General features: G+C 42.8%; 14 protein-coding genes. 5 read left to right on the top strand and 9 right to left on the bottom strand.

Annotation, left to right across the window (positions count from 1 at the left end; translation table 11 throughout):
* The first annotated feature begins 88 nt into the window (after positions 1–88).
* Positions 89–823 carry a hypothetical protein gene (locus J8L84_RS11435; protein ID WP_211070802.1) on the top strand — a complete coding sequence of 245 codons (735 nt, stop codon included), beginning with the start codon at positions 89–91 and terminating at the stop codon, positions 821–823.
* 76 nt (positions 824–899) lie between these two features.
* On the opposite strand, the gene J8L84_RS11430 is transcribed toward J8L84_RS11435, so the two are convergent.
* The 3 genes from J8L84_RS11430 to J8L84_RS11420 form a co-directional block, all read right to left on the bottom strand.
* Entirely contained in the window at positions 900–1,559 is a 660-nt protein-coding gene (locus J8L84_RS11430) for a YoaK family protein (RefSeq protein WP_211070801.1), read from the bottom strand.
* Positions 1,560–1,726: 167 nt separating this feature from the next.
* Complete coding sequence (locus tag J8L84_RS11425; RefSeq protein WP_211070800.1) at positions 1,727–2,200, bottom strand: NYN domain-containing protein; 474 nt, start codon at positions 2,198–2,200, stop codon at positions 1,727–1,729.
* Positions 2,201–2,274: 74 nt separating this feature from the next.
* Positions 2,275–2,493 carry a VF530 family protein gene (locus tag J8L84_RS11420; RefSeq protein ID WP_057792179.1) on the bottom strand — a complete coding sequence of 73 codons (219 nt, stop codon included), beginning with the start codon at positions 2,491–2,493 and terminating at the stop codon, positions 2,275–2,277.
* 166 nt (positions 2,494–2,659) lie between these two features.
* Here J8L84_RS11420 and J8L84_RS11415 point away from each other — a divergent pair, with 166 nt between their 5' ends.
* From J8L84_RS11415 to J8L84_RS11405, 3 genes are read left to right on the top strand one after another with little or no spacing between them, the layout of a single operon-like run.
* The gene (locus J8L84_RS11415; RefSeq protein ID WP_247670721.1) at positions 2,660–3,061 is read left to right on the top strand and encodes a DUF4870 domain-containing protein; all 402 of its coding nucleotides are present in this window, start codon (positions 2,660–2,662) and stop codon (positions 3,059–3,061) included.
* 40 nt (positions 3,062–3,101) lie between these two features.
* Positions 3,102–3,608 (top strand): GNAT family N-acetyltransferase, encoded by a 507-nt coding sequence (locus J8L84_RS11410; protein ID WP_211070799.1) that lies wholly within the window; start codon positions 3,102–3,104, stop codon positions 3,606–3,608.
* Positions 3,609–3,624: 16 nt separating this feature from the next.
* The gene (locus J8L84_RS11405) at positions 3,625–5,055 is read left to right on the top strand and encodes an ATP-binding cassette domain-containing protein (protein WP_211070798.1); all 1,431 of its coding nucleotides are present in this window, start codon (positions 3,625–3,627) and stop codon (positions 5,053–5,055) included.
* A 123-nt stretch (positions 5,056–5,178) separates the two neighbouring features.
* Here J8L84_RS11405 and J8L84_RS11400 read toward each other — a convergent pair whose 3' ends face one another.
* A complete protein-coding gene (locus J8L84_RS11400; protein ID WP_057792185.1) occupies positions 5,179–5,472 on the bottom strand; it encodes a DUF1244 domain-containing protein in 294 nt (97 codons plus the stop codon).
* Between the two features lie 133 nt (positions 5,473–5,605).
* Positions 5,606–7,717 (bottom strand): polyribonucleotide nucleotidyltransferase, encoded by a 2,112-nt coding sequence (gene pnp / locus J8L84_RS11395; RefSeq protein WP_208805601.1) that lies wholly within the window; start codon positions 7,715–7,717, stop codon positions 5,606–5,608.
* 336 nt (positions 7,718–8,053) lie between these two features.
* Here pnp and J8L84_RS11390 point away from each other — a divergent pair, with 336 nt between their 5' ends.
* Positions 8,054–8,614, top strand: coding sequence for an HNH endonuclease (locus J8L84_RS11390; protein WP_063457109.1), 561 nt, complete (start codon positions 8,054–8,056; stop codon positions 8,612–8,614).
* Here the strand turns inward: J8L84_RS11390 and J8L84_RS11385 are convergent.
* The 4 genes from J8L84_RS11385 to putP form a co-directional block, all read right to left on the bottom strand.
* The gene (locus tag J8L84_RS11385; RefSeq protein ID WP_208805600.1) at positions 8,597–9,502 is read right to left on the bottom strand and encodes a mechanosensitive ion channel family protein; all 906 of its coding nucleotides are present in this window, start codon (positions 9,500–9,502) and stop codon (positions 8,597–8,599) included. The two genes, J8L84_RS11390 and J8L84_RS11385, sit on opposite strands and share 18 nt — an antisense overlap.
* Before the next feature lie 175 nt (positions 9,503–9,677).
* Positions 9,678–10,925: a glutamate-5-semialdehyde dehydrogenase gene (locus J8L84_RS11380; protein WP_211070797.1), complete on the bottom strand. Its 1,248-nt coding sequence runs from the start codon at positions 10,923–10,925 to the stop codon at positions 9,678–9,680.
* Entirely contained in the window at positions 10,922–12,031 is a 1,110-nt protein-coding gene (gene proB / locus J8L84_RS11375; protein ID WP_211070796.1) for a glutamate 5-kinase, read from the bottom strand. The genes J8L84_RS11380 and proB overlap by 4 nt, the downstream gene beginning before the upstream one ends.
* 15 nt (positions 12,032–12,046) lie before the next feature.
* On the bottom strand, positions 12,047–13,546 hold the full coding sequence (gene putP / locus J8L84_RS11370) for a sodium/proline symporter PutP (RefSeq protein WP_211070795.1): 1,500 nt from the start codon (positions 13,544–13,546) through the stop codon (positions 12,047–12,049).
* Positions 13,547–13,712: the final 166 nt, after the last annotated feature.

The following is a 13,712-nucleotide window of genomic DNA, read 5'->3' as shown; positions in this document are numbered from 1 at the left end:
CTAATCATTTTGTAATTTTTATTTTTTATCCGTGACTATAGCTTTGAAGGTTAATTAATAATCACCAACGCATACACAGGGATTCACAATGACGGCACAAACTTCAGTAAATCAAAATGAGTTAGCATTAAAAACCAACAAAACTTTCGAGAATAATAAAACTCGCGTTGAAGATAATGCGTGGTTCACACAAGGTTGGCAGCTATTTAAACAGGCGCCTTTTTCGTTATTTGTTCTTATGCTGAGCCCGTTAATTATTGAAGGCCTGCTGCAGCTATTAGCTGGCCCCGTAGCGCTAGTTCTATCAAAATGGATGATGGTGCCCGTTATTGGCGCTACGTGGCTCTGCATTCATCACTTGGCAACAAAAGGAAAAGTATGGTCATTCTCTGCAATAAGCAATGCATCATGGGGAAAATTTTTACTTATTAGCCCTCTCCTTTTGCTCCCCTTTTTAAGTCAGCTTATGTTTTCTTGGTTACTACTTGGAAGTAGCGGTGTAGATTTACTTTTATTCCAACAGTTTATTGATATAAGCGCACATACGTTAGGCTTAATATTTTCATCGGCAGTCCCACTCATAATGCTATTACTTTTTGTTGCGCCACTAATGCTAATAGCTAAGCGCTCATTCAAACAAAGCATGACAACAACCTTTTCGATTGTTTCTGCACAGCCTACATCTTTCGCTATATTGTTCGCGCTAAACACCTTGGTTATTTACTTTGCGCCTCACACTCTTGGCCTGTCTGTGTTACTTGCAAGCCCAGTACTTGTATGTATCCACTATGGTGCTATTAAGTCTTATTTAAATGATAAATAACCTTTAAAATAAACCAAGAAAAAGGCCGCTGATGTCAGCGGTCTTTTTTCAACGTTTATCACTTACAATGTATTACTCATCCCACTTTTCGTAAATACACCCTATAAATTATCGCTATCACTAGACATACGCCAGCCGGCGCAATAAGCGAGAAAAACTGATATAGACCAAACAGAATAGCGCCCGCTGTACCACCAAAAATGAAACCGGTAATAATGAGTAAGAATAGCTTGGCTTTTCTGGTATCTAGCTTTTCTCCTCGGCACAAGGCGCCAAGCATAATACCTAAATCGGTGAAAATACCGGTAACGTGAGTGGTTCGAATAATAGCGCCGCTATAGGTTGTAGCTAACGCATTTTGAAGCCCGCAGGCCGCTGAGGCAAAAAAATGGCCAATAAACTGTTCGTTATACAAAAACGCCAGTGCAACAAGCAATAAAAGCGCTTCTATCACAAGGGCAGTGTCGTAATGTCGCCCCAGTTTTAATGTAAACCCATGCAGTAAGAAGCCTGCAATGGAAGCGCCAGCAAGGAAGGAAAGCAAGACGCCTACAAGATGAAATGCATTTTGCAAAGAGCCTTGATAAACACCAGTACCTAGTAAAGTGGCAGTACCTGATAGGTGCGATACAGATTGATGGTCAAAACCAAGCAGCCCAATCGCGTTCACATAACCCGCCACCAGCGCTAAAATAAACGCGCCGAATTCTACCCACTTAGGTAGCTGTGAAATCATGATACCTCGCCTATTTCGTATTCAGATAAGACAAGCATACTCGTAACAACACAGAATCAATCTGACCAATATCAATAAAAGCCGAGATAATAGACGCTTATGTGTCTATCAGCAGCACTGACATAGTTTAAATATCATAGCTTTAATACATGACATAAATACATAGATTAGCGCAGTAATAGCTCGCCTTGTACAGGAACGTATTTACTCGCGGCCTTTATAAGAGAAACCGAAGTGAGTTCTTGAACGCCATACACTTCTACCTCTTTACCTTTGTCTACTAGCTTACTGGCCAGCAAATCAAAGTCGCCATCCCCTGTGGCAAATACAATGGTGTCAGCTAATTCAGCGTACTCCATAGCATCAATGGTAATGCCTACATCCCAATCGCCTTTCGCTGAACCATCGGCACGCTGAATGAATGGTTTTAACTTCACTTCAAAGCCAATACCACGCAGGATATTTTGAAACTCTCGCTGCTTTGTATCGCCGCGCTCAATAGCATACGCCACCGCTTTCACCACGTTCCGACCTTCGGTAGCTGTGCGCCAAAACTGATTGTAGTCAAAATTGCACTTGTGAATTTGTCGGGTGGTGTAGTAAATATTCTGAACGTCGACGAAAAGCGCAACGTTATCCATGGTTATTCCTTATGAGAGCGAGAAGGCTCAGCTTTTTTGGGGTTAATGACTAGCTTGCCTTTAGCGCGAGTAGATTAGCTAAATGTACGAATATATAACGCTTCAACTTTGTCTCTCGCCCACTGAGTTTTGCGCAAAAACTTCAGTGAAGATTTAACAGAAGGGTCGTTGTTGAAACAGTTCACCCTAATTTCTGCGTACAAGCCTTCCCATTGATAATGTTCAACGAGTCGAACAAGGATTTTTTCAAGGGTAAGCCCGTGAAGAGGGTTGTTTGGCTGCTGTTGGTTCATAATGCTAATTCCGAATAGAAACAAATACGTATCGCGATTAATAAGCTCGCTAGTACGTTGATTTTGTTATTTTAACAGAGTATGTTGGCATTCCCTTCGAAAAATTCGAAGTAACTGCCGTCAGAGCAAATAAACATAATTAAATATTGATAAACAAGGAAGTTGTATGAGTGATAATATGAATAATAACCAAGACATCAGCAAAGCAAATGAAAATATTCAAGAGTATTGGGGGATGCCCCTCAACACCTATTGCATGCTGATTCACCTTAGTCAGTTGACCAGTATTATCGTGCCTGGTTTAGGCTTAATTTTGCCTATCGTTATGTGGGCTGTGAATAAAGATAAACACCAAGATATTGATATGCATGGAAAGGTAACCGTGAATTGGTTAATTAGCTTATTTATTTACTCGCTTATTTGTGGCGTGCTCACGTTAATTATTATTGGTATGTTTGGCTTAGTAATACTCGCCATACTGAACTTCATTTTTGCTATTGTTGCAGCAATAAAAGCCAATAAGGGCGAATTATGGGTGTACCCCCTGAGTATTACGTTTCTAAAGTAACGCTTAAACAACCACTCAAATTGGTCAAATAACCTTAAATATGAAAATTAACCATGACGACCTTAGCAGCGGCGATGTTATCGCCCTGCTAGAAGAGCACTTAAAAGATATGTACGCCACTTCTCCCTCAGAAAGCGTGCATGCCTTAGATGTTACAGCGTTAAAGTCACCCGACATTACGTTTTTTAGCGCATGGCAAGGCGACGTTTTAGCTGGCTGTGTCGCGATAAGAAAATTAAGCAACACTGAAGCTGAATTGAAATCTATGCGAACTGTTGCCGCTTTTCGTAATAAAGGCGTAGCAACACAGTTGCTAACCTTTGTGATTGAATTCGCTATAGCAAACGGTTACCGCACGTTAAGCTTGGAGACTGGCACACAAGACTATTTCAAAGCCGCTCGGCAGTTGTATGCCAAAAACGGTTTTGAAGACTGCGAGCCTTTTGGCAGTTATCAGCTTGATCCCAATAGCCATTTTATGACCAAACCGTTAGTTAACATTGACATATCCCCGTCATCCCCGCCAAAATGCTCTAATACTGGCTAACTGAAACGTCTGCATTTTGACCACGCTATCGCTACACAAGTATCAAGTAAAACTAGAAAACAACTTCACCACTCCTGCATTTACTTTTACCGTTAATCAAGGTGAGCATGTACTCATTGCTGGGCGAAACCGTGCAGGGAAATCCTTGCTTATGGCGGCACTTGCCGGTCGTGGTAAGCCGCTAGCAGGTTCACGCATATGTAAAGTGTCAGTTGCTGAAGTGAGCGTAGCCGTTCAACAAGCACTCATTTTAGAAGAAAAACAGAAAGACAGTGCCGACCTGCTTGATATTGTGGCCGAGCCTACACTAGTACACGAGCTTTTAAGTCAAGCGAATCCTGACTATATAGAACACAGCGCATACGAAGCTTTATCTATAGCGCTGCAGGTTGAGCATTTACTCAATACCGCCTTTCTTTCACTGTCTACGGGTGAAACACGTAAAGTACTTTTGTTGCTTGCATGGGTGAGCAATGCTGACGTTATTTTAATTGATGAGCCTTTTGAAGGGCTAGATAAAGAAGCACGGGCGCGTTTTAACACCTTCTTGAGCCAACAAACTCAGTCCTCCTTAGTGATAACGGCAAACACAGTGCGTGATGTGCCGAATGTGGCTTGTAAGTTAGTCTTAGTTGATGCGCTAACTATTGTATCGTCTAGCGACGACAACATGGCACCTGAAGTCTTGGTTAATCATTTATCCTCTTGGTTTAGCTTAAGCACGGCTAACCCCACATTGCCGCCTAGCACTGAAACCTCTAAAGTTTTTCCCAAAGATGAGCCGCTTATTGCACTTCGAAATGGGTTTGTTAAGTACGATGACAATACCGTATTTAAAGATTTAGATTTTGTGGTCTACCCAGGCCAGCATTGGCAAATATCTGGGCCCAATGGCTCGGGCAAAACATGCCTACTGACTATGATCACAGGCGATAACCCTCACTGCTATACCAATGATTTAACCTTGTTTGGAATAAAGCGAGGCACTGGGGAAAGTATATGGGATATCAAGCAACACATTGGCATAATGTCGAACGCACTGCACATGCAGTACCGGGTAAATTGCAGCGCTCACCATGTGGTGCTTTCTGGTTTTTACGACAGCATCGGCCTTTATACCACGCCAACCAATGCTGAAAACACGATTGCCAATGCATGGCTTGATGTTATTGGTTTTACCGATAACAAACACACTCCTTTTAATAACTTCTCGTTTGGTGAACAGCGCTTGTTACTTATTGTGCGCGCCATGGTGAAGCACCCGGCGGTATTAATACTTGATGAACCCTGCAATGGGCTAGATGATATTAATCGCACCAATGTGCTGGCGCTAATTAAGCTACTAGCTGGCTCTACCCATACCACCCTGCTTTATGTAACTCACATAGCAGATGAGGCAATTGAGGGCATTGATAACTTGCTTGATATGCGAGATTACCAAGGCTAATTTGCTTTTGTTAATGTAGCTTTTGCTAATGTGGCTTTTTTGATATGACTTCCGAGTACAAAACATCATTGAAGCGGCTTGCCCACTTATAAAAGAAAACCCAGCTTTTGCTGGGTTTATTATTTATTTCTTTTGACGTGCTGCTAGTTTTTCTAGCTGTTCATCACTGGCCGGTAATTGGTGGTTTTCTTTCCACTCGGAATACGGCATTTTGTACACGACTTCGCGTGCGGCATCATAATCGATGTCTTCACCCTGCTCTGCAGCGGCAGATGAATACCACTTAGCAAGACAGTTACGACAAAAATCGGCCAGAATCATCAGGTCGATATTTTGTGCATCTTTGTTCGCGTCTAAATGATCAACCAAACGGCGAAACACGGCGGCTTCTATTTCAGTTTGCGTTTGCTTTTCCATGTTGCTCCTTTCTTTAAAAACAAAAAAGGGAGCTAAGCTCCCTTTTCTAATTTTCTATATCTGTTTTAAATCTGCTTTTTGCTAAGGTGCTTTGGCTAAAGCCTAAGCCACAGCAAGGGAGCAAATAAAAATCTTACTCTGCGTCGTCAGACTTAGGAGCAGGCTTTTCAAGTAACTCTTTAATGCTTAGACGTACGCGGTTTTGACGGTCAATTTCCATCACTTTCACGTCAATCATCGCACCTTCAGTAAGGTAGTCAGTTACTTTGTTAACACGCTCGTGAGCGATTTGAGAAATATGTACTAGGCCTTCTTTGCCTGGTAATACTTCAACAAACGCACCGAAATCTACGATACGGGTAATCTTACCGTGGTAAGTTTTGCCCACTTCGATTTCAGCGGTAACTTGCTCAATCTTGCTGATAGCAATATCGGCTTTAGCACGCTCAGTTGCGAAGATTTTGATAGTACCATCGTCTTCAATTTCGATGTTGGTATCAGATTCTTCAGTAATTGAACGAATCATCGCGCCGCCTTTACCGATAACATCGCGGATCTTATCCTGATCGATTTTAACCGTGTAAATGCGTGGAGCGAATTCGCTAAGCTCTTCGCGGTGACCGCCAATAGCTTCGTCCATTACGTTAAGAATATGCAAACGTGCTTCTTTTGCCTGTTTAAGGGCAATTTGCATGATTTCTTTAGTGATACCTTCAATTTTGATATCCATCTGCAATGCAGTGATACCGCCAGTAGTACCAGCAACTTTAAAGTCCATGTCACCAAGGTGATCTTCGTCACCAAGGATGTCTGAAAGTACAACGAAGTTTTCGTCGCTTTTCACTAGACCCATTGCAATACCAGCAACTGAAGCTTTAATTGGTACACCTGCATCCATAAGCGCAAGTGAAGTACCACATACAGAAGCCATTGAAGATGAACCGTTTGATTCTGTAATTTCAGAAACAATACGTACTACGTACGGGAATTCTTCTTCGCTTGGCATTACAGCTTGAATACCACGCTTCGCCAAACGACCGTGACCAATTTCACGACGCTTAGGAGAACCAATCATACCGGTTTCACCAACACAGTATGGAGGGAAGTTATAATGAAGCATGAAGCGGCTGTCACGACGGCCTTGAAGCTCGTCAATCATCTGCGCATCACGTTCTGTACCTAAAGTAGCAGCTACGATTGCTTGCGTTTCACCACGAGTGAAAACAGCAGAACCGTGAGTACGTGGTAAAATGCCCGTTGCAACATCTAGTGCACGAATCATCTTAGGATCACGACCGTCGATGCGAGGCTCGCCAGCAAGGATGCGTGAACGAACTACGTCAGACTCAAGATCATGAAGAAGATTAGATACTTCTTTCTTATCTTGGGTTTCGTCTTCAGCAAGGATAGCATCACGCGCTTTTTCAGTTGCAGCAGTTACTGCATCTTTACGAGCAAGCTTGTCAGAGATTTGGTAAGCAGCAACCATTTCAGCTTCAGCTAGTGCTTTCACTTTATCTTTAAGGGTTGTATTTTCTGCTTCTGGTTTCCAGTCCCATTTGTCGATACTAACGTTAGCAGCAAATTCTTTAACTGCTGATACTACCGTTTGTAGTTGTTCGTGACCGAACATAACTGCACCAAGCATAACGTCTTCAGAAAGCACATCGGCTTCTGATTCAACCATCAATACCGCGCCTTCAGTACCAGCAACAACAAGATCTAGATCGCTGTCAGCTTGTTCTTCAACACGGGTATTTAGAATGTATTCGCCGTCAGTGTAACCAACGCGCGCTGCACCAATTGGACCATTAAATGGAATACCAGAAATGGCAAGTGCTGCTGAAGTACCAATCATAGAGATGATATCAGTTGGGATATCTGGGTTAGCAGACATTACCGTGATAACAACTTGTACTTCGTTTTTAAACCCTTCAGGGAATAATGGACGGATTGGACGGTCAATCAAACGAGCTGTAAGGGTTTCGCCTTCAGAAGGACGACCTTCACGCTTGAAGAAACCACCAGGGATTTTACCCGCAGCATATGTTTTTTCTTGATAGTTTACTGTTAATGGGAAGAAATCTTGATCTGCTTTCGCTTCTTTCTTACCCACAACCGTAACTAATACAGCGGTGTCATCCATACTTGCCATGACGGCTGCTGTGGCCTGACGAGCGATAACGCCCGTTTCTAGTGTTACAGTATGCTGTCCATACTGAAATGATTTAGTAATAGGAGTCACTATTTGTCCTTTAATTTCAATCTTATTTATCGCTTATAATCGCGGTGCATAGTATAGCGATGAACTTACGCTAATACCATTAACAAATTTTCTATTCGTAGAATTCGTTGCGGTTTGTGGCTATTTCGCACACATCACGTATTCACTGTGATTAACCCACTACTCAATGTAGTTCACATTGGCCAAATAAGCGCACAAATACTCACCGCTACGTAAATATCACCATATCCAGATGAAATTTGTATGAATACGCTCAAATTGTATGTATTTTCATCATAATGACATAAAACCTCGTATGCTATAACTAAACCTACACGGTGCGCTAAGGGGAATGTAATGCTAGTACTTAGACTAAATAAAGCTGGCATGCCACAGGAATGGATCCATGTTGAGCAAGCTGCAAAACTCTATTGTCAGGAAAAGGTATTATTCGAATTAGGCAGTGATGCTATTACGCTTAAAGGTGGCTGGGATCATGATGGCCATCAAAGTCAGTTAACCTTGTCGAGTATCATTGCTTGCGATGGCAAAGTAACGGATTTAAGTGGCAAGATAGCATTAACCAATCGGTATCTGTTTAGGCGTGATAATTATTTGTGCCTTTACTGCGGCCAACGCTTCTCACCAAGCCTGTTAACCCGTGATCATATTATTCCACGCTCACGGGGTGGCAAAGATAGTTGGACTAACGTGGCAACGTCTTGTCAGCGCTGTAACCATGCAAAAGCGGCCAAAACCCCAGAAGAAGCAGGAATGCCTTTGCTTGCTGTCCCCTTCAGGCCAAACGTTTATGAAAGATTCTATTTGGTTAACCGTCGAATACTGGCCGATCAAATGGAATTTTTAAAAGGCCACTTCACCGATAAACGAGATTGGCACTTAAACGGTTTCCCCTAGCGATTGAGAGCTAGACGAAGTATTCGGCGGGCAAGCAGATTTTTCTAATGCCTCAAACCACAGGCTTAACCAGTCTGAACACATTTTGTGTTCAAGTTCGTGTGCCTCAGCTGTCGGGCAAAATAAACTGACTTTTACCACGACTTTAGCCAGTTCATTAGTTTTGATTTCAACCTCAGGGTCAATTTGAATAAAGTCTTGTTCTAAGTGACGTTCAATAAGACCTTTGTAGCGCTCTGCTACATCACGAAAGTATTCACAGTGGGCATGGGCACTGGCTCTAAATGCCGGTAGTAGGCTGTAGGCATTTACGGTAGGTTCATTAACAATGTTAAACGAGTGCAATTTATAACGGCGTAAGAAGTTTAAATTACGTACCGTTTGAGTGACTAACTGACTGTTCGGTACGTAAACGTGTTTACCCGTGTAATTAAAGGTTTCAGGGTCAACCTCTAACAAGGCGGTTTTAGCCCAATCCATTTCCACCACTTCACCGATTACGTTATTCATTTGGATCCAATCCCCTACTCTAAATGGCCGTGCGCCTAGGTAGTAAATAAAGCCCATAAAACATTGAATGAATTCGCGGGTAGCTAACACAATGGCTACCATGAAAGCGGCAATTGAAATGGCAAGATTTTGAATTTCAGACGACCACACCATCATCAGCAATACAATAATAAATGCATTGCCTAACTGCTCCAAAATATTAATTTGGTTACGTCGGTCTTCCCCTTTGCGAGAACTACGGCGCTTAATTAATCTAAGGGTGCCCTTTTTAAAGAAGTGCAGTATCACGACTAAAAAAAGTGAAGCTAATAGTTTGTAATCCAATACAAATTCAACAAAGTTGTGCCACATTTGTAATGGGTCAATCACTATTTCCATGTAGGTGCTCCAGATAACCGTTTGATAGAAAATAAAAAAGCGCTGAAAATTCAGCGCCTTTATTATGAAGCATGCCAATGATGGGCACAATGCCGACCAGTGGGATTATTCCCATCCAATGACCGAAACTTAGCGCCCCTTGTAAGAATTTACTTCATATTAGTTCTCTAGTCGCTTATTCGCGAATCTGACCCACACCGTTCACAAGGTACTTTTCAGACGTTAGCGACTCTAACCCCATTGGCCCATAGGCATGAAGCTTAGTCGTCGCGATACCAATTTCAGCACCTAAACCAAGTTGGCTACCATCAGAGAAGCGTGAAGATGCATTCACCATCACTACACTGGCATCTACAGCACGCTGGAATTTCTTCGCGCTATCTTCGTTTTCTGTACAGATAACTTCAGTATGGTTACTACCAAAATCGGCAATATGAGAAATAGCACCAGCAAAGTCATCTACTACACGAATAGCAATTTCTAAACCTAAATACTCTTCGCCGTAAGCGTCTTCGCTAATAACATCTGCGTTGTTAAAGTACTGAGCGCCTTTTTCATTCACATGCACTGTTACCTTGTGTTGCTCAAACGCTTCTGCAACACGAGGTAGGAAGTCGCCCGCAACAGCTTGATGCACCACTAAGCCTTCAAGCGCATTACATACGCCGGTACGTTGGGTTTTACCATTAAGCAGAATAGCCAATGCTTTGTCTAAATCAGCATCTTTATCTACATATAAATGGCACACACCTTTAAAATGCTGAATAACAGGCACTTTAGAGTGTTCGGTCACGTAGTTAATCAGCCCTTCACCGCCACGTGGAATAATAACGTCAATGTAGTCACGTTGTTCCATAAGCTCTTGCATAAGGGCACGGTCTGGGTTTGGCACTACCGTAACAAGTGCTCTTGGCAAATTGTGCTTTTCAAGCACGTCTTGCATTAGCCCAGCGATGGCTAAACTGGTGTCTAGTGCTTCTTTACCGCCACGCAGAATAACACCGTTACCTGATTTGAAACATAGTGCGCCGGCATCAGCTGTTACGTTAGGGCGTGCTTCATAAATCATGCACACAACGCCCAATGGAATACGCATCTTTTTAATTTCGATACCGTTTGGACGGGTGCCAATCACGCGCTCACGACCAACAGGATCGTCAAGGCTAATAATAACCTCAATGCCTTCAGCCATAGATTCTATGCGGGCATCGTCTAGAATCAAACGGTCAATCATAGCGTCATCTAAGTTGTTTTCCTTAGCGCGCGCCACTTCTTTTTCGTTAACCGCTTTAATGGTGTCTTTATTTCCACGGATAGCTGCAGCCATGTCTTTCAACACCGCATTTTTCTCAGCTTCATTTATGATGGCAAGTGTTTGTGCTGCTTGTTTCGCTTGTTTTGCTAATTCCGTAATAATGCTCATTCTTTCTCCAAATTTGCTACATGCTGATCAGAAATAATAGGGCCAGTCTTATCTTCAAATTCACTGGCGAAGTCATCGTTTTCCTGATTCGCGATAAAATTCAGTAAACAGCTACTGTAGTTTGATTTCGCTTTCACGAGCTTAGTTCCGTCAGCTTTTCTTACCAAAATGGTATCGCCTACTGAGAACTCGCCTTTTACATCAACTATTTCGCTGCTAGTCAGTTGTTCACTGTCGTTTTCCAGTGAAGAATCAAAATCTCCCTCAACTATCACTTCGCCCTGCGCGTTCGAGGTGTGGCGCATCCAATGCACGTTTTCTAGCATTGGTTTGTCGTAAGGGCTAAAGTGCGTGCCTGGGTTTTTACCCGCAAGCAACATATTAAATGACAGCTCGGTAAAGCCGTTAATAATATATGTATCTATTCCATGCGAAACTGCTTTTTCAGCCGCTTCAATTTTTGTACGCATACCACCGGTGCCAACACCGCCTTCTGCTGCACCACCAGCCATGGCATAAATGCTGGCGTCTATGGTATCTACTCGTTTGAGCAACTCAGCATCATCATGATCATGAGGGTTTTTATTATATAAACCATCAATGTCCGAACAGATAATAAGTGCATCTGCGTCAGCGGCTGCTGCCACCATAGCGGATAAGTTATCGTTATCGCCTACTTTTAGCTTGTCGGTGGTTACCGTATCGTTTTCGTTAACGATAGGCAGCACATTATGTTCTAACAAACTAAAAATAGTTTCACGAATACTAACGTAGCGCTCTCTATCACGCAGGTCAGCATGGGTTAACAGCATTTGCGCTGATGGGAAGTCGAACAACCTATCCCAGGTCGCAATCATTTCTGTTTGCCCTGCTGCAGCCATTGCCTTTTTCACAGCAATGTTCGATTTTTCATGGTCAGGGAACAAGTGTGCCCCAGCGGCGACTGAACCTGAAGACACTAACACTACCTGTGTTCCATTTGCCCGACAACGCACGATGAACTGGGCAATACTTAGCAAGTAGTGGCTGCTGCACCCTTGCTTGTTCGGCGAGATTAGTGCACTGCCTACTTTAATGACCACGCGTTTCCAATTGGGATGACTCATAATATTTCATTCACCTTAAGATTGTTGATCTGCTAATTGCTGGTTAGTTGCTCTAAATAAGCGCTGAACATTTTCAGACGGCGCAGCTCCTGCGCGCGATACCAACCAAAGGGTTGCGGTACTTACCGCAAAACCAGGAATAATTTCATAAATAACACTGCTTAACGTTTTACCGTCAGCCAATACGGGTGCGTATATCCAAAACAGGACAGTTACTGCACCACTGATAATGCCGGCCAATGCCGCGTTTTGTGTTAAATCCTTTTTGTACAGGCTAAACAGTACCAATGGGCCAAATGCGGCACCAAAACCAGCCCACGCATTGCTCACTAACGAAAGAATGGAGTTCGATGAATCCATTGCCAATAGCAAGGCCACAACGGCTACGCCCGCTACGCCAACTCTCCCGATGGTCACTGTTTCTTTTTCGCTAATGTCTTTTTTCGCTACAACACGGTAAATGTCTTCGGTTAGCGAGCTAGCCGATACTAACAATTGAGACGAAATAGTACTCATGATGGCAGCTAAAATAGCAGCCACTAAAAAGCCACTAATGAGAGGATGAAATAGCAACTGAGAAAAAACGATGAAAATAGTCTCAGCGTCGTCTACTCTCAAATTGAATTGATTTGCATACGCTATTCCCACAAAACCTGTTGCTAATGCTCCAAGTATAGTAACTAGCATCCAAGACATACCAATATTTCGTGCCGTACTTACCGATTTAACATCTCGAATTGCCATAAAGCGCACAATGATGTGAGGCTGACCGAAATAGCCAAGTCCCCACCCAAGACTTGAAAGCAATCCCACGAGCGTGAGAGCGCCCCATGAATCAGAAAAATTCGGTACTGATTCATACGCGGCAGCCGTCATTTGGTTTACACCATCGAACTCGGTAAAGGCCACAACCGGCACAAGTACAAGGGCAATAAACATAATACAACCTTGCACGAAATCGGTAAGACTAACCGCTAAGAACCCACCCAATAAGGTATACGAAACAACAACGGCCAATGTGATAAAAAGCCCAAGCTGATAATCAACTGAGAACGCACTTTCAAAAAGCTTTCCGCCTGCCACGAGCCCTGCAGAAGTATATAAAGTAAAGAATAAGACAATGATGACAGCTGAAACGATGCGTACGTTTGCTTTAGGGTTGTCGAAGCGCTTTGCGAAGAACTCCGGCACGGTTAACGAATCATCGGCAACTTCGGTGTAAACACGAAGTTTGGGAGCAACCAATATATAGTTTGCTAATGCCCCTGCGACAAGACCAATAGCAATATAAACTGCGTCGAACCCGGTTAAGAACATTGCCCCTGGCAATCCCATTAACATCCAACCTGACATGTCAGAAGCGCCCGCTGAGAGTGCGGTAACTTGGGGACTAACCTTTCTACCACCTAGAATGTAACCTGAAATGTCACTAGTAGATTGACGATATGCAAAAAGACCTATACCTAACATCGCTAGAAAATAGATTGCCAGCGATATATAACTTTCAATTGGCATAATGTGAGATTGCTCTCCTATGTTAATTAAAATTACATCGTTCAGATGCTAGAAGGACAAAATATTCCCTCGAAGTGCTATACAAAATTAAAACCTAAATAACACGCATCATTTGTTTCCGACTTTAGCCTTATGCCAAACTCAGAATCAAACATTTAAATTGAAC

This window comes from Alteromonas sp. MMG017 (assembly GCF_018100795.1).
Taxonomy (GTDB): domain Bacteria; phylum Pseudomonadota; class Gammaproteobacteria; order Enterobacterales; family Alteromonadaceae; genus Alteromonas.
Note: the sequence above shows the minus strand (reverse complement) of the source record. Positions and strands in the feature narration are given on the sequence as shown.

Excerpts from the sequence above, each read along its gene's own strand:
- J8L84_RS11435 (WP_211070802.1), top strand. The coding sequence starts at position 89 with ATGACGGCACAAACTTCAGTAAATCAAAATGAGTTAGCATTAAAAACC.
- J8L84_RS11430 (WP_211070801.1), bottom strand. The coding sequence starts at position 1,559 with ATGATTTCACAGCTACCTAAGTGGGTAGAATTCGGCGCGTTTATTTTA.
- J8L84_RS11425 (WP_211070800.1), bottom strand. The coding sequence starts at position 2,200 with ATGGATAACGTTGCGCTTTTCGTCGACGTTCAGAATATTTACTACACC.
- J8L84_RS11420 (WP_057792179.1), bottom strand. The coding sequence starts at position 2,493 with ATGAACCAACAGCAGCCAAACAACCCTCTTCACGGGCTTACCCTTGAA.
- J8L84_RS11415 (WP_247670721.1), top strand. The coding sequence starts at position 2,660 with ATGAGTGATAATATGAATAATAACCAAGACATCAGCAAAGCAAATGAA.
- J8L84_RS11410 (WP_211070799.1), top strand. The coding sequence starts at position 3,102 with ATGAAAATTAACCATGACGACCTTAGCAGCGGCGATGTTATCGCCCTG.
- J8L84_RS11400 (WP_057792185.1), bottom strand. The coding sequence starts at position 5,472 with ATGGAAAAGCAAACGCAAACTGAAATAGAAGCCGCCGTGTTTCGCCGT.
- J8L84_RS11390 (WP_063457109.1), top strand. The coding sequence starts at position 8,054 with ATGCTAGTACTTAGACTAAATAAAGCTGGCATGCCACAGGAATGGATC.
- J8L84_RS11385 (WP_208805600.1), bottom strand. The coding sequence starts at position 9,502 with ATGGAAATAGTGATTGACCCATTACAAATGTGGCACAACTTTGTTGAA.
- J8L84_RS11380 (WP_211070797.1), bottom strand. The coding sequence starts at position 10,925 with ATGAGCATTATTACGGAATTAGCAAAACAAGCGAAACAAGCAGCACAA.
- proB (WP_211070796.1), bottom strand. The coding sequence starts at position 12,031 with ATGAGTCATCCCAATTGGAAACGCGTGGTCATTAAAGTAGGCAGTGCA.
- putP (WP_211070795.1), bottom strand. The coding sequence starts at position 13,546 with ATGCCAATTGAAAGTTATATATCGCTGGCAATCTATTTTCTAGCGATG.